Source organism: Variovorax sp. AC194, assembly GCF_979257995.1.
Window position 1 is genome coordinate 2864545 of record NZ_OZ409823.1, and the last position, 16294, is coordinate 2880838.

At 65.9% G+C, this 16294-nt stretch carries 11 protein-coding genes and 1 pseudogene; 7 read left to right on the top strand and 5 right to left on the bottom strand.

The features are described from left to right. The first annotated feature begins 5 nt into the window (after positions 1–5). Positions 6–932 (top strand): LysR substrate-binding domain-containing protein, encoded by a 927-nt coding sequence (locus ACZYRS_RS13730; protein ID WP_198786021.1) that lies wholly within the window; start codon positions 6–8, stop codon positions 930–932. Here the strand turns inward: ACZYRS_RS13730 and ACZYRS_RS13735 are convergent. The 4 genes and pseudogenes from ACZYRS_RS13735 to ACZYRS_RS13750 all read right to left on the bottom strand — a co-directional run bounded on the left by ACZYRS_RS13735 (position 920) and on the right by ACZYRS_RS13750 (position 4996). Next, entirely contained in the window at positions 920–1942 is a 1023-nt protein-coding gene (locus ACZYRS_RS13735; protein WP_198786022.1) for a porin, read from the bottom strand. The two genes, ACZYRS_RS13730 and ACZYRS_RS13735, sit on opposite strands and share 13 nt — an antisense overlap. A gap of 131 nt (positions 1943–2073) precedes the next feature. Then, positions 2074–2949, bottom strand: coding sequence for an amidohydrolase family protein (locus ACZYRS_RS13740; RefSeq protein WP_198786023.1), 876 nt, complete (start codon positions 2947–2949; stop codon positions 2074–2076). A gap of 8 nt (positions 2950–2957) precedes the next feature. Continuing rightward, positions 2958–3898: pseudogene (locus ACZYRS_RS13745) on the bottom strand (tripartite tricarboxylate transporter substrate binding protein). 186 nt (positions 3899–4084) lie between these two features. Further along, positions 4085–4996 (bottom strand): LysR family transcriptional regulator, encoded by a 912-nt coding sequence (locus tag ACZYRS_RS13750; RefSeq protein WP_198786025.1) that lies wholly within the window; start codon positions 4994–4996, stop codon positions 4085–4087. A gap of 97 nt (positions 4997–5093) precedes the next feature. Here ACZYRS_RS13750 and ACZYRS_RS13755 point away from each other — a divergent pair, with 97 nt between their 5' ends. The 4 genes from ACZYRS_RS13755 (at position 5094) to ACZYRS_RS13770 (ending at position 10042) form a co-directional block, all read left to right on the top strand. Then, positions 5094–6485: an acyclic terpene utilization AtuA family protein gene (locus ACZYRS_RS13755; RefSeq protein WP_463419701.1), complete on the top strand. Its 1392-nt coding sequence runs from the start codon at positions 5094–5096 to the stop codon at positions 6483–6485. Next, complete coding sequence (locus ACZYRS_RS13760; protein WP_463419702.1) at positions 6482–6847, top strand: AtuA-related protein; 366 nt, start codon at positions 6482–6484, stop codon at positions 6845–6847. The genes ACZYRS_RS13755 and ACZYRS_RS13760 overlap by 4 nt, the downstream gene beginning before the upstream one ends. 46 nt (positions 6848–6893) lie before the next feature. Continuing rightward, positions 6894–7868: a Bug family tripartite tricarboxylate transporter substrate binding protein gene (locus ACZYRS_RS13765; RefSeq protein ID WP_463419703.1), complete on the top strand. Its 975-nt coding sequence runs from the start codon at positions 6894–6896 to the stop codon at positions 7866–7868. A 77-nt stretch (positions 7869–7945) separates the two neighbouring features. Continuing rightward, a complete protein-coding gene (locus tag ACZYRS_RS13770; protein WP_463419704.1) occupies positions 7946–10042 on the top strand; it encodes an alpha/beta hydrolase domain-containing protein in 2097 nt (698 codons plus the stop codon). On the opposite strand, the gene ACZYRS_RS13775 is transcribed toward ACZYRS_RS13770, so the two are convergent. After that, positions 10043–10831 carry an NAD(P)H-dependent oxidoreductase gene (locus ACZYRS_RS13775; RefSeq protein ID WP_463419705.1) on the bottom strand — a complete coding sequence of 263 codons (789 nt, stop codon included), beginning with the start codon at positions 10829–10831 and terminating at the stop codon, positions 10043–10045. 92 nt (positions 10832–10923) lie between these two features. On the opposite strand from ACZYRS_RS13775, the gene ACZYRS_RS13780 reads away from it, so the two are divergent. Together ACZYRS_RS13780 and ACZYRS_RS13785 are read left to right on the top strand one after the other, a co-directional pair. Next, entirely contained in the window at positions 10924–11829 is a 906-nt protein-coding gene (locus tag ACZYRS_RS13780) for a LysR family transcriptional regulator (protein ID WP_463419706.1), read from the top strand. Between the two features lie 361 nt (positions 11830–12190). Beyond that, the gene (locus ACZYRS_RS13785; protein WP_463419707.1) at positions 12191–16165 is read left to right on the top strand and encodes a DUF4365 domain-containing protein; all 3975 of its coding nucleotides are present in this window, start codon (positions 12191–12193) and stop codon (positions 16163–16165) included. The last annotated feature ends 129 nt before the right edge of the window (positions 16166–16294 follow it).

Sequence of the window (16294 nt, forward strand, 5' to 3'; positions counted from 1 at the left end):
CAGCCATGGATTTGAAGCAACTGGAGTACTTCATACGCGTGGCCGAGCTCGGCAGCTTCACCCGCGCGTCGATCGCGATCGACATCGCGCAACCCGCCTTGAGCCGCCAAGTGCGCAACCTGGAGGTCGAGCTGAGGCAGAACCTGCTGGTGCGCAACGGCCGCGGCGTGGTGGTCACCGACGCGGGCAAGCGGCTGCTGGAGCACGGCCGCGGCATCCTGCACCAGGTGGAGCGGGCGCGCGAAGACATGAGCCGCTCGCGCGAGGCGCTGGCCGGCCGCGTCGCCGTGGGCCTGCCACCCAGCGTGGCCGGCGTGCTCACGGTGCCGCTGGTGCGTGCCGCGCGCGAGCGCCTGCCCGAGGCGGCGCTCTCGATCACCGAGAACCTCTCCACGGCGATGCAGGAATCGCTGGTCACCGGCCGGCTCGATGTGGCGCTCCTCTACAACCCGCAGCCTTCGACCGACGTGGACAGCGAAACGGTGCTGGAGGAAGACCTGTTCCTGGTCAGCGCCACCAAGGGCACCGGTCCGATGCGGCGCGGCACCCCGCTGCCATTGCGCCAGCTGGCGGGCCAGCCGCTGGTGATTCCCACCCGGCCCAACGCGATCCGCATGCGCGTGGAGGCCGAGCTGGCCGCCATCGGATTGCGCCCGCAGATCGCGCTGGAGGTCGACGGCGTGCCCGCCATCCTCGCGCTCGTGGCCGATGGCGCGGGGCATGCAGTGCTCTCGCGCAACGCGGTCGCCAACGCGGGGCGGCCGCAGCGCTATGCCATCCGGCCCATCGTCGAGCCGATCCTGCGCACGCGGCTCGCGCTGGCTGCGAGTTCGCAGCGGCCGGTCACGCGCACGCAGCGCGCCATGGGCGAGCTGCTGCGCGAGCTCGTGCAGCAGCACCTGGGCGCGCGCGCCGAAGTTCAGAAGCGGTGACGCATGCCGACGCCGAAGCTGCTCTGGCCGTCGAAGCCGGTGAGCCGGTCGCGCATGAAGACGGCGTAGACGTCGGTGCGCTTCGACAGGAAATGGTCGTAGCCCACGGCCCATGTCGTGCGATGCGTTTCGGTGGCTGGCTCCACCTTGCGCTGCGTGCGCGCGACCGATGCCAGGAAGCGGCCCGCGCCCACTGGAACTGCGGCACCTAACTGCGCGGTCGTGGCCGTGGTGCGGATGTCGGGCGTGCGCGTGCGCTGGTACTGGCCGTAGAGCTGCACCGCCCTGAAATCGTAGGAGGCGCCGACGAGCGCCGCGTCCTGCCGCAGGATCGCCGTGGTGAAGCCCGGCCCCACCTGCGCCTGCTGCGCCGACACCACGGCGGCGAAGGGCCCGGCCGCGTAGTTGAGCGTGAGGTTCAGGTTGTGCACGCCGCTGCGGTTCGTCACTTCGCCGAGGCTATAGAGCACGCTCGCGCGCAGCCCGGCGATGGTGGGCGATGTGTACTGCAGCGCGTTGCTCCACACGCTGTCGCCGAGCACCGCGCGGTTGTAGGTTGGCTGCCAGGTGTGCAGCATGACGGGCGAGAACTGCAGCGACGTGCCGAACGGGTTGAACGCGCCGCTCGCCACGAACATCGGGTTGGTCTGCCGGCCCAGCGCCACCTGGCCGAAGCCACCCGCGAGACCCACCCACGCATTGCGCGAGAAGTACGGATCGGTGGCGTTGCGCCCCATGGTGCCGCTGTCGGCCTGGAAGAAGCTCTCCAGCGCGAACTGCGCCTGCAGCCCGTCACCCAGGCTCTCGGCGCCGCGGATGCCCCAGAACGATGTGGTCATGCCACCGCTGTTGAGCACCTTGGTGCGGCCGGGCTCGTCGCTGCGCCGCATCGAGCCGGCGAAGGCGTCGAGCAGCCCGTAGATCTGCGCGCTGGCCGCGGGCGCATCGGCCTGCGCCCATGCGGCGTGGGCCGCGCTGCACAGCGCAAGGGTGGGTAGCAGTCGTTTCATGGTTTGTCTCCTCGTTGGTTTTTTTGAAAAGCAAAGGCCAAAGGCCAAAGGCGCGCACCGCTCCGCACGCCATGGCTGCGCCACGGCGTGAGGGTTGTGTCAGTGGGAGCGCGCGCCGCGGTGCGGGGCGCTCAGTCGTACCAGTAGAGGCGCGTCGGGTTGTCGACCAGGAGCTTGTGCAACTGCGCCGCGTCGTCGCAGAAGAGGGGCAGCAGGTCCACCAGCTTGCCGTCGTCGGGCATCTCGCGCACGTTGGGGTGCGGCCAGTCGGTGCCCCAGAGCACACGGTCGGGCGCGGCGGCGATCAGTTGCCGCGCGAACGGCACGGCATCCGCATACGGCTGGCCTTGCGTGGAGAGCGTTTGCGAAATGCGCTCCGCACCGCTCACCTTGACCCACGCGCGCTCGTCGCGCATCAAGTCCAGCATCATCGCGCAGGCCTGCTGCCCGAGGCCGTGCTCGACCATCGTGCGGCCCATGTGGTCGATCACGAAGGGCACGGGCAGCGTGTCCAGAAACGCGCGGTAGGTGACCAGGTCTTCCGCATCCAGGTGCAGCACCAGGTGCCAGCCCAGTGGCTCGATGCGCTCGGCCATGCGCAGCACGGTCGGCAGGTCGGGCGCGCCGCCCAGGTGCTGCACGAAGTTGAAGCGCACCGAGCGCACGCCGGCCTTGTGCAGCGCGCCGAGCTCGGCATCGCTCACGCCCGCGCCCACCATCGCGACGCCGCGGTAGCTGTCGGGCGATTGCGCGATGGCATCGAGCATCGCGCGGTTGTCGTGGCCGTGCACGCTGGCCTGCACAAGCACGACGCGCTCGATGCCCAGCAGTGCGTGCAGCGCGCGCAGCTTGGCGGCGGGCGCATCGGGCGGCGTGTAGCGGCGGTTCTCCGAATACGGAAACACGTCGCCAGGACCGAACACGTGGCAATGCGCGTCGCAGGCGCCCGCGGGCAGGCGGAGCGCGGGCGCGCTCGGGTGGGGGTGGGGTGGGGCGATGGTCTTCATGGCGGGGCTCATTGCCTGGGAATGCCGGCGCGCTGGATCACGCCCGACCAGCGCTTGATTTCGCTCTCCAGCAGCCGCGCCTGCTCCTGCGGCGTGCTGCCGCGCGGCTCCACGCCCAGGTTCTGCAGGCGCTTCTTCACTTCGGGTGAAGCGAGTGAGGCGAGCGCTTCCTGGTTCAACCGCGCGATCACCTCGGCCGGTGTGCCGGCAGGCGCGGCCAGCGCGTTCCACGAGGCGACCTGGAACCCCGGCGTGCCGCTCTCCGCAACAGTCGGCACATCGGGCAGGCCGCTCGCGCGCTTCTCGCCCATCACGGCCAGCGCGCGCAGCGCCTTGCCTTCGATCTGCGAGAGCACGGGGGAAGAATCTCCACCGCCACATCGACCTGGTTGCCGCGCAGCGCGGTCACCACGGCCGGCGTGCCGTTGAAGGGCACCACCTGCGCGTCGATGCCGAGAGACGTCTTGAGCAATTCGCCCGCCAGGTGCTGGGTGCTCCCGACGTTGATGGTGCCGATGTTGAGCTTGCCGGGGTTCGCCTTGGCGTAGGACACCAGCTCGGCCAGCGTCTTGAACTTGCCGTTGCCCGGCGCGAGGATCGCCATGTCGAAGTAGCCGAGCATCGAGATCGGCGCGAAGTCCTTCACCGTGTCGTAGGGCAGCGACTTGAAAAGGCCCACGCTCACCGCGTTGGCGTTGGACATCAAGAGCAGCGTGTGGCCATCGGCAGGCGCCTTGGCCACGGTGTCCGATGCCACCACGCCACCGGCGCCGGGCTTGTTGTCCACGACGATGCTCTGGCCCATCGATTCGGACATCTTCTGCGCGACGCTGCGCGCAACCAGGTCGGCCACGCCGCCCGCGCCGAAGGGCACCACGAGGCGAATGGGGCGGGAGGAAAGCGGCCGGGGCGCCGCGAAGGCGGCGGGGCTGGCAGCCAGGGTCAGCATCAGGCTGACGAAGCTGCGGCGGGAATGTCTCATGGGTCTCCTGGGAAAAGTGTGCAGGCCGGTCATGCGGTCATGCGGTCTTGCGCCGCGATGCCGAACTATTCCCGCTCGCCCGCCGCGGGGCAATATCGTGTGCGCACTGGGAGATATAGCGATCCGGCATGGCACCGGTTCGCTGCCTTGAGCTCAGTCCAGCCGAAGCGATCCGAGCCGCGCAACGACAAGGTCATGCAGCGTCTGCGCCGCCACCGACAGGCTGCCCTCGCGCCGCTGCACCAGGTACAGCGTGCGCGTGAGCGCCGGCAAGGGCAACGGCCGCGTTACCAGCGTCTCGCGCCGGAAGTGAAAGAGCGTGAGCGCAGGCACCACGCTGATGCCGAGCCCGGCTTCCACAAGGCCCATGACGGTGGCCAGGTGCTCCACCTCGAACACCGCGTTCAGCCGCAGCGGATGCAGCGCCGCATCGAGCGCCTGCCGCACGCTGCTGTTGCGCGCCATCTGGATGAAGGGCCACGGCGCGATCTTCTTGACCGTGAGGCGCGCCTCGTGCGCGAGCGGATGGTCCGCGCGGCACACCAGGTGAAAGCGATCGGTGCAGAGCTTGCGCGCGCGCAGGTCGCTGTCGGCCGCCGCGCCCGAGGCCGCGAGCGCGAAGTCGGCCTGGCCGCTGCGCACCAGCGCCACGCAGGCATCGGACAGCGCATCGTCCAGGTCGATGCGGATGCCGGGCCAGGCCTGCATGAACTCCGCGAACACCGTGGGCAGCCACCCCGCCGCGAGCGAGGGCAGTGCCGCGATGCGCACGCGCCCCTTGCGCCGCTCCACATGGTCGGCCAGGTCGCCCATGGCGCTGCCCATGTCGTCGAGCAGGCGCCGCGCCGCGCCCTCGAAGAGCAGGCCCTCGGGCGTGAGCTGCACGCTGCGCGTGTCGCGGTCGAAGAGGCGCGTGCCCACGGCATCTTCGAGCGTGCGGATCAACGCGCTGAACGCGGGCTGCGACAGGTGGCTGGTCTGCGCCGCGCGCGTGAAGTTGCGGTGCTCGGCCAGCGCGAGAAAGGCGCGCAGCTGCCGCGTGGAGAGGTCGGGCGTCTTTCGCATGTCGAGCCTTCGCTGGTGCCGGTTATTTGAAATGCAGATCAATCGATCCGAATTTCCGATTTTACGGATCACAGCCATTTGCCTACATTGCACCTCGATGAATGCCCAATCACTGCCCCCTTTGCTGATCGGCTGCGCGGCTGGTTTCTCCGGCGACCGCACCGATGCGGCCGGGCCGGTGGTCGAGACGCTGATCGCGCGGCTCGCCGACGGACCCACGGGACAGCGCGCCTTCCTGATCTTCGAGACGCTGGCCGAACGCACGCTGGCGCTCGCGCAACTGCGCCGCCGCGACAACCCCGAGGCCGGCTACGAGCCGCTGCTCGATGCGATGCTGCGGCCGGTGCTCGCGCGTTGCCTTGCGCACGGCATCCGCATCGTGAGCAACTTCGGCGCGGCCCATCCGCGTGCCGCGGCGCGGCACATCGCCCGCATGGCGCGCGAGCTCGGTGCCGATGCGCCGCGCATCGCGGTGGTGGAGGGCGACGACCTCTCGGGCGAAGCACACCGCGCGCTCCTGAAAGACGCACTCGGCGCGCAGGTCGAAGGCTTGCGCGTCGTGAGCGCCAATGCGTACATCGGCGCCGAGCCCATCGCCGCCGCGCTCGATGCGGGCGCGCAGATCGTCGTGTGCGGCCGCGTGGCCGACCCCTCGCTCACCGTCGGCCCGGCCCTCTCGCACTTCGGCTGGCGCGCCGACGACTGGCACCGCCTCGGCCGCGCGACCATGGCGGGCCACCTGCTCGAATGCGGCGCGCAGGTCTGCGGCGGCTACTTCGCCGACCCCGGCTACAAGGACGTGCCGGGGCTCGAAGCCGTGGGCTTTCCGATCGCCGAGATCGACGCCGACGGCCACTGCACCATCGGCAAGGCCGACCACACCGGCGGCCTCGTGAGCGAAGCCACGGTGAAGGAGCAATTGCTCTACGAAGTGCACGACCCGAGCGCCTACCTCACGCCCGACGTGGTCGCCGACATCGCCGAAGCCGAGGTGCGCGCGCTGCCGGGCAAGGACCGCGTCGAGCTCTCCGGCGTGCGCGGCCATGCGCGGCCGAGCCACTACAAGGTCAACGTCTGCCACGAAGGCGGCTGGCTCGCCGAGGGAGAAATCTCCTACGCCGGCCCGCGCGCCGAAGCCCGCGCCCGGCTCGCGGCGGACGTGCTGCGCCAACGGCTCGACGGCCTCGCGCTGCGCGTGGACCTCATCGGCGCGCTCAGCATCCTCGGCGACGACGCCGGCCGCGCGCTCGCCGACACGCCCGACATGGGCCTGCGCGATGTGCGCCTGCGCGTCGCCGCCACGCACGCCGACCGCGCACAGGCCGAGCGCCTGGCGCGCGAGGTGATGGCGCTCTACACCTGCGGCCCCGCGGGCGGCGGCGGCGTGCGCACCGCGCTCACGCCGCGGCTGAACACGCTCTCTTGCCTGCTGCCGCGCGAATCGGTGCCGGTGCGATTCGAACTGCTCGATGCGAAGGCGCTGGCATGAACACGACAGACGACATGATCGAAGTGCCGCTCTACCGCGCCGCGCACGGCCGCACCGGCGACAAGGGCGACCGCTCCAACATCAGCGTGATCGCATGGCGTGCCGAGTTCTATCCGCTGCTGCTCGAACAGCTCACGCCCGAGCGCGTGGCCGCGCAGTTCCGCCACCGCGCGCCCTCGCAGGTGCAGCGCTTCGAGTTGCCGAAGCTGCACGCGATGAACTTCGTGCTCGATGCGGTGCTCGACGGTGGCGTGAACGATGCGCTGAACCTCGATGCGCATGGCAAGGCGCTCTCGTTCCTGCTGCTCGACATGCCGGTGCGGATACCGCGCGCGCTCGAACCGCTGCTCGCCGGACCGTAGCCGCTGCGTTCCCCTTTTCCTTACCCATCCATCCGGAGACAAAACAATGAAACGATTTCCCCTCGCCGCTGTAACCGCGATAACCGCGGCCCTCGCGCTGGCCCCGCTGCTCGGCCACGCGCAGGCCTTCCCCGAGAAGTCCATCACCTTCGTCGTGCCCTTCGCGGCCGGCACCGCCACCGACCAGATCGCGCGCGCGCTCGGCAATGCCATCACGGCCGAGACCAAGCAGCCCGTCATCATCGACAACAAGGCCGGCGCGAGCGGCTTCATCGCCTCGCAGAACGTGGCCAAGGCGCCGGCCGATGGCTACACCGTGCTCATCACCACCAACACCACGCACGCGGCCAACGAGCACTTGTTCAAGAAGCTGCCCTACGACCCGGTGAAAGACTTCGCCCCCGTCGCCGCGCTCGGCAAGGGCGGGCAGATCATGGTGGTGAACCCCTCGTTCCCCGCCAAGACCGTGGCCGAGTTCGTCGCGCTCGCGAAGAAGGAGCCGGGCAAGTACAGCTTCGGCAGCGGCAGTTCTTCCAGCCGCATGGCGGGCGAGCTGCTGCAGCAGATGGCCGACATCAAGCTGCTGCACGTGCCCTACAAGAGCAACACGCTGGCCGTGACCGATCTGCTGGGCGGGCAGATCCACATGATGATCACCGACACCGCCACGGGCCTTCCCCAAGTCAAGGGCGGCAAGCTGCGCGCGCTGGGCATGTCGAGCGCCAGCCGCTCGCCGCTCGCGCCCGACGTGCCCACCATTTCCGAGGCCGGCGTGAAGGGCTACGAGATGGGCTACTGGTTCGCCGCCTACGCGCCCGCGAAGACGCCGCCCGCCGTCGTCAAGCGCCTGAACGAACTGCTCGTGAAGGCCGCGAAGAGCGAGTCGGCGAAGACCGCGTTCTACGAACCCACCGGCACCGAGGTGTTCACCACCTCGCCCGAGGAGCTGGCCAAATTTCAGGCCGGCGAATCGCAGAAGTGGGGCCGCATCGTGAAGGCGGCCGGCATCGAGGCCGAGTGATCGCCGCGGCGTGATGCACACGCCGTAGCGGAGACCGGCGCCGCGCGAACACAGAACACCACAACAGGAGACAAACCATGAAACGCTGGAGCCTCGCGGCTGCCACGGTGGCTTCGGCCGCCCTTTTTCTGAGTGCCTGCGGCGGAAGCGGCGGCGGCGGCGGGGGCTTCGTGCTGCCGCCGGTCGCCGGCAATCCACCACCCGCCACGCAACCCCCGGCCGCCACCGCGCCGAAATTCAAGCTCGCCATCAGCAAGACCGAAGACGTGCCCGGCACCTTCGGCACTGCGGGCACCTACGAGAAGATCAGCGGCACCTTCACCGGCGAGGTCGACCCGAAGGACGCGCGCAACGCCATCATTCAAGACCTGCAGCTCGCGCCGCTCAACGCCAACGGCAAGGTCGAGTACGCGTCGGACTTCGTGCTCTTCAAGCCCAAGGACATGACCAAGGCCAGCGGCGTGCTGCGCTACGACGCGCCCAACCGCGGCAACATCGTGAACCTCGATCCGTACTTCGCCGCGCGCGGCTACGTGTTCCTCACGGCCGCGTGGCAGGGCGACGTGCCCGCGGCCGCCGGCAAGCTCACGCTCAACGTGCCGGTGGCGAAGAACGCCGATGGCAGCAGCATCACCGGCACCTACCGCGCCGAACTGCTGCCCACGGTGGCGACGAACGATTCGCTGCCGCTCCCCGGCGGCCCCTTCAACGCCGCGATGCAGGCCTATGCGACCGCGAGCCTGGACAACACGAAGCCCGGCTACGTGCTCACGCGCCGCATCAACGAGGGCGACGCGCGCCAGCTCATTCCCGCGAGCGAATGGAAGTTCGCCAAGTGCGGCGCGGGCGCACCGTTCCCCGGCACGCCCGATGAGACCAACGTGTGCCTCAAGGACAAATGGGACCCGGCCTACATGTACGAGCTGGTCTACATCGCGAAGGACCCGAAGGTGATGGGCCTGGGCCTCGCGGCGCTGCGCGACATGATCACGTTCTTTCATCGCGATGCGAGCGATGCGGCGGGCACGGCCAACCCCGTGGCCGCAGCCATCAAGAACACCATCGCCTCGGGCGTCTCGCAGTGCGGCAACTTCATGAAGACCTTCGTGCACCTGGGCTTCAACGAGGACCGCGCGGGCCAGAAAGTGTTCGACGGCGTGTTCGCGCAAATCGCGGCGCGGCAGACCAACATCAACATGCGCTTCTCCATCCCCGGTGGCGGCGGCGGCGTGCGCAGCGACCACACGGCCTTCGGCCAGGCCGGCACGCGCGGCCTCTCGAAGGACTACGTGGACGACGTGGCCCAGCGCCGCGGCGGCATCCTCTCGCGCTGCGAGGCGAGCGGCACCTGCCCCAAGCTCTTCATCGGCTTCAGCGGCACCGAGTTCTATGTGCTGCAGGGCTCGCCGCTGCTCACCGACGCATGGGGCACCACCGACCTCGTGCAGCCGGCCAATGCGCGCGTGTACTACTACGCGAGCACGCACCACCTGCTGGGCCTGGCATCGCTGCCGGGCGCGAGCGCCGGCGCGCTCTACGCGACCAACGCGAACGCGGCCGTCATCCCCGTCGTGCGCGCCCTCTACCAGAACCTCGAGGAATGGGTCGTGAGCGGCACCACGCCGCCCGACAGCCAGGTGCCCAAGCTCGCCGATGCCACGCTCGTGCGCCCGGCGCAGGTCAAGTTTCCGGCCATTCCGGGCGCGAACTACACGGGCCTGGTCAACACCTTCTCGCTGCTCGACTGGGGCCCCGGCTACCGCCCGCAGGACGAGACCGGCATCGCCACCCAGGTGCCGCCCGCATACCTGGGCCGCGACTACGCGATCCTCGTGCCGCAGGTGGATGCGGACGGCAACGACATCGCCGGCATCCGCAGCCTCGACGTGGCCGTGCCCGTGGGCACCAACACCGGCTGGAACTACACCAACAAGCCCGGCACCATCGACCAGGCGGGGCTCTTCGGCGCGTACTTTCCATTCGTGAAAACGGCCGCGCAGCGTGCGGGCACGACGGACGCGCGGCTCTCGCTGCAAGAGCGCTACACCGACCAGGCCGGCTACGTCGCGGCAATCACGAGCGCCGCCAACGACCTCGTGGCCAGGCGCTTCATGCTGCGCGTGGACGCCGATGCGGCGATTGCGAACGCCACAGCCAACCCCGTGCTGCCCTAGTCAATCCGCCGCGTTCGCAACGTGCGCCGCGAACCCCGTGCGGCCCGGCGCAATGTCGGGCCGCAGGGTGAGATCGGGGATCTCGTAGTCGCCCGCGTTCTGCGGGCGGAACGCGATGGGCTTAGTCGTCCACAGCGCATCGAGCCGGCCGCCGAGGTCTTCGGTGATCCGCGCATAAGCCGCGCCGTCGACCTTGCCCGTGCGGTGCACCACGAAGGGCGGCAGCACCTCGAAGCCCGGGTAGTAGAGGATGCCGTGGTGGATGGGAAACAGCAGCTCGTCCATCGGCCCGTTGATGCCCCGCGGGCCGTAGTGCGGCGCCCAGCCGCCGGTGGTGACCACCAGCATCGCGCGCTTGCCCGCCATCACGCCCTGGCCGAAGCGGTCGCCCCAGTGCGTGTCGGAGTGCTCGCCCACGCCGTAGGCAAAGCCATGGGCATACACGCGCTCGACCCAGCCCTTGAGGATCGCGGGCATTGAATACCACCAGAGCGGAAACTGGAAGATCACCGCATCGGCCCACAGCAGCCTGGCCTGCTCGCCGGCGATGTCGGCGGGCTGCGTGCCGCCCTCGAACGCGCGCTGCGAATCGAGCACCGGATCGAAGTGCGCGCCGGGCGCCAGGTGCGCGAAGTCCGCCGCATCGAGCGGCGCCTTCCATTGCATCGCATAGAGATCGGACACCCGCACCTCGTGCCCGGCTTGCGTGAGGCGATCGACCATGAAGTTTTTCAGCGAACCGTTGAGCGAACGGGCTTCGGGGTGGGCGTGGACGAGGAGGACTTTCACGATGGATTCGCCTATGGAATGAAGAACATGCACGCAGGTTAGGAGCGGTGGCGATATATTGGAAATGAATAGATCGAATTCCAGCCATTGCCATGAACAATTTCAGCCGCCTCGACCTCAACCTGCTCTTGACGCTCGACGTGCTGCTCACCGAGCGCAACGTCACCCGCGCCGCCGAGCGCCTGAACCTCTCGCAGCCTTCGGTGAGCGTGCAGCTGGCCAAGCTGCGCGAGGCTTTTGCCGACCCCCTGCTGGTGCCCGCGCAGCGCGGCATGCGGCCCACGGCGCGCGCCGACGAATTGCGCGGGCCCCTGCGCGAAGCGCTGGAATCATTGGGCCGCGCAGTGGCGCCCACCAAGCCCTTCGACCCCGCCGAGGCGACCACCACCTGGCGCGTGGCCGCGGCCGACTATGCGGAGTCGGCCATCCTGCTGCCCGCGCTCGCGGGCCTGCGCAAGGCCGCGCCGAACACGCGGCTGGCCATGGTGGAGGCGGTGCCCTCGCGCATGGCGCGGCAGCTGGAGCATGGGGAGATCGACCTGTTCTTTCACACCAGCGTGGGCGCGCCGCAGGGGCTGCACCGCCGGGTGCTGTTCAACGAGCGCTACGTGCTGGCGGGGAGGGCGGGGCATCCGCGCCTGAAGCGCCGCCCGACGCTCGCGCAGTTCTGCGCGCTGGAGCATGTGGTGGTGTCGCTGGCCGGCGGCGGCTTCGCCGGGCCGACGGACGATGCACTGGCGCAGAGGGGCTTGACGCGGCGCGTGGCGCTGTCGGTGCCGCACTTTCTTTTCATGATGTCGGTGCTGGCGCAGACCGATATGGTGGCGATGCTGCCGGAGCGATTGGCGCGTGGCGCTGCGGGGCTACGGGTGGTGGAGGCGCCGCTGGAAGTGCCGGGGTATGAGATGGCGATGCTGTGGCATGAAAGGCGGCATCGGGATGCGGGGCATCGGTGGGTTAGGGAGCGGATTGCGGGGAGTTGTGGAGGGGCGAGGTGAATGCGATCGACGAGGACGGGTTTTCGAGCGACATGCGGGCTCATCCGTTCGCAGTTTTTCGTTATCGTCAATGGGTGAGATGATGGAAAGAGTACGGAGTTTTCTATTTTTTGAGGCACTGTTCCAGCTGTCACTCATTCCGCCTCACCTACCTTCTTCGTGGTCAACATGCGCTTGCTCCATTTCAGTTCTTCGGGTTTGCAGATCTGGCAGCATGGCCATTTGTATGGGCAAAGTGAGCCGGGCTCGCGAAACGTATGGTTCGGACCGCGGGTTCGGAAGATCGCTTTGCAAGGTACTGTTTGCGTCCTAAGGCGGATCGCCGAGACTGCCAAACCTTTCTGATTGCGGAACTCGCTACATGCCTGCCGCTTTTCCACTCGTCGATCGCAACCACCACATCAGCACCGCATCTAAGCACGTGCTGGACAATGCCCACCCCGTGACTTGGATGCTCGATTCCAGGGAGGGCCCCAATGACTTCGGGTATGACTTTGAGGTGCAGGTCGCGCCCGACAATCAGGTACAAAGGACCTTCCGCCTGCAACTTAAGGGCACGCAGTCACCCACGATTTCCGCCGATGGCGGCACCCTTTCCATTGGTCTAAAAGTCAGGACCCTTAATCTATACGCTCAATCGGCCGATGAGGTGATGCTGGTGGTCGTTGTAGTCTCCCTTCAGCCGAACGGCAAGGTCGACCACGCAAGCAGCAGGATCTACTGGACTTGGATTTCCGATGAGATCGAGCGTCTGCGGGGCAACCGATATGCAGTGGACCTCGACGGTGGGCAGGAAGAGGTGACCCTAAAACTATCTGTGGCCCAAGTCCTGACGCCCGATGTCGATGTCACTCCGTATCTGGGCCAGCGTCTTCGCAGCGCACGAGCCATGGAGGACCTGACCGCCCTTGCCCTGGAGACCAGACCATCGTCGGGTGGCCAGGCTGAGCCACTTGAGCAATTGCTTATCAACGTTCGCAAGCACCCCGAGTTGCTGTCGATCTCCTTTGAAGGCGAACTCGAGTTGCCACGTGATGGCGTGGGCAAGGAGATCGCCGAGGGTCTGGCCTATGTGCGCGCTGGGCGAACCACGCTGGCTGAAGGCGTGGTGCGAAGCATTGAACGCACAAGACTATCGGGATCGCCAAACCTGACGGCCGGGTTTTTGAGTCTCGAAGGAAAAATCGCGGTGCAGCGGAGGCAACGTGAACACGCGTTGTCACTTTTTCAGCAGGCCTATGCCGCGCATCCGATCGAGAGGCATCTATTGCCGGTTGCCGAGCTTCAGTTTTTTGATGCCATTGATCGGGATGACAAGGTGGGGATTGAAGCGGTCGCCGCTTCACTGAAAACTGTGAAAACCGACGATGGATTGAGCCTGTTGGTGCGCGTTTGCACGTGCGTAGGGGATCACGAAGCAGCTCAGAATGCTATCGAGAGGATTTCGATCAAGGTCAAGCGGGTTCAGGCGGAATTGGTTTTATGGTCCAGTCAACGCAAGTGGGCTGAGGTTAGAGGTGCCGCTGAGACGGCCATCGGGTCGTGTTTGACAAGTAGCCCCCATGATCTCGTCGGCCTGCAGTTGCTCGCTGCGCGCGCTGCATGGCAACAAGCCTTGGCCAATAGCCCTAAAGGGGGCGACGTTGTTGAAACGCTGCCGCTTACGGGACTGCCGGGCCTGGATTGGGGGGCTGCGACCATTGCCTGGGAGCACGCGTTAGCGTGTCTGCGTCAGCTCCAAGAGCTTGGGTGGCCCATCAATGTGGAGTTACTGGCACCCATCGTTGTGGTTGTCGCGGGGGCCATCGGTAAACATAGTGAAGCGCTGCCCCTTTTGCGAGAGGCCGCATCCGCGCGGCCGGAATACCTCGACCTCCAGGAAAACTTGGAACTACTGGCCATCGGTGCCGGAAATTCTGGTGTTGCCTTCGAGGCCAATATGCGTCAACCGGACGGGCACGCCGTGCTGGTGCGACGTACTTGCATCTTGTTCCAGTCCAAGGACTACGCGTCATGCTTGACTGCAGCGCTTCTAGTTTTGGATTCGATGCAGATGCCGGTGTCGCAAACCCCAACGGCGTTAGCACTCGGGGCGGCGGCGGCTGCCAAGCTGTCTCGTATCAGGGATCGCGACCGGCTTCGCGCACCGTTACAGGCTGAATTCCGCTATCGAGAGTTCGCGTTTTTGGCAGACTTCGCCACCGCCTCGTTGCTGCCCGGCAGTAGTTCGTCAAGCCCGTTAGATGTCCTGCGCAGCGGTATCGCGCTGTGTCCAGACTCTAAGGTGTTGGCGTCGAATCTCTTTTCCAACCTCCCCGTCGACGAACCGGATGCAGCCCGAGAAGCCATTGACCTGGCCCGACGGTTAGGTCAGGACGTAGCGCTGTCCGTAGCGGATCAGGTCCGGCTCATAAACGCTCATTTTGCGCTCGAACAATGGCAAGAAGCCGAGTTGGAGGCAGATGCCGCGCTCACCCAGTTTGGCGCTTCCGAAACGCTCTACGGCATGCTGGCGATTGCGCTTGAAATGCAGGGCCGAACGGGTGATGCGGTCACCGCTTTCGAGCACGCACTCAACCTCGGATCCAATCGAATCTCAACACTTCGGAACTACCTCAGTATTTGTCTGCGTCTTGGAAGATTGAAAGAGGCGCGCGGAGCAATTGAACGACTGCTTGCAGTGGACACTGACCGCGAAGAGCGTATAGAGCTTCTACGCTTGAATGCCTTGCTCTTGGTTCAGTTGGGATTCGTGGACGATGCACTCGGTGTTGTCAAAGCAGTTGGCGCCTTGGTCAACACGGAGGTCGAGGCCGAAGAGGGGATGTATCTAATTCTCTTCGCTGGGTTGACGTTGGTTCATCCAAGCCTAAATAAAGAGGAACTGAAGGCCTTTGATGAGCGCGCGACCCGCTTCGAGCGCGCTTGGCCTATCTCTCAGATCTTCCGCCGTGTTACCGCACCAGTGCAGGGAACTCAGGGTTTCAGCAACTTGCACGACTTGGTCGATGCCGTGACAGGCGGTGATTCGCGCGCTCGCATGCGCGAATACACCGAGAGAGAGCGCGGAATTCGTACTGGCGAGATGCCCGTACCGTTCGTCATGCGTCCGTCCTATGCGCTGCATTACATCGGTGATGTCTTTACGCTTTGGCATGCAGCCAAGCTTTCAAAGCCTGACGACGTGCAGTTGCATCTATCGATGCACCGGCCAAACGAGTTTCAATCGACTCAGATTAGGCAAGACGTGCCGCTGCTTGATCTCACCGCGCTGCTTGTGCTCCATGATCTGGGGCTTTTTTCGGTGCTTTTTGGGCTATTTAGGCGAATCGCGATCCCAAGGCGAACGATTAGCTACATCAGCCAATTCAGTCGAGGTTGGCTTGTGAGCGCAATAGCGAGCGAGAAGGCCACAGCATTGCTGGGGGTTATCAATGCCAATCTTGAACACATCGATCAGCCATCTTCTGAACGGGTGGTCGCGAAGACGGTCAGCCAACGGGACGTGTTGCTCGACTATATGGAGTTGGCTGCCACAGGGAGATGGGTAGCTTATTCCGACGATGTAATAGCACGAGCCATGGCTACTCTTGATACGCCGAAATTAAAGGTTTTTAGTACGTTGGAACTGATGCGACTCGCCGATGAGGAAAAACTCCTTTCTGAGTTCGAGGTGGCTCAACTATTGGCGCAACTCGCGAGATGGAATGTCGGCATCTCAGTGCAATCGCGGTACTTGATTGCTGCTCTAGATGGTGCGGTATCTGATGCAGAGAGAATTTCGCCGTACGAGCGTCTGGAGCGCTTTCGCCGGCACGAGCCATTTGTCACCCTGGCAAGGGCGATCTGGTATCCGGGTAAGCAGCCTGCAGAACTGGTCTTGCACATGGCGTCCGTGATCGCCGAGGCCTTGCGCACAGGGCGTTCAGACGAGGACAGCGTTGCAGCCGTTTGGGCGTTCTGGTTAATAAGACTTCGGGTCATGTCAAACGTGGAGCCGGAGCTTTTGCAAGATCTCTTTCCGTATTGCCTTATCCAAGTGGTGAACCTTCTTCCAACTGGCGCAGAAACACGGGCGGTGCATACGGCGCTGCGTACGCTTGAGCTGGCGGCGGAGACTGATCGGATGTCGCAAGATCAAGAGCAGCACTTCATCGGACGTGTGGGCGTGAGCTTGGCTTCGTTGGCTGAAAAGAACTTTACGATGGTCGATGGAGTGCGGAACCGGTTGATGAGCGTCTGGCCGCGCGGCACACGAAGCGGTGACTTGTTTGAGTCCTCCTACTTCTCTTCGCTCCAGCAACAAATTGCCGGTCCAGAAACGGCCCATTCGTGAATAGATCACCGGCGTATTGCTGCAGCACATCTGGCGCAGCCGGCTGAGTACTGGCTGCTGACGTGACCTCGCGAGTCGCTGCAGGCTTTGGCGTATAGGTGTCCTTTCGGCGAGCGCCTCGTGCACTGG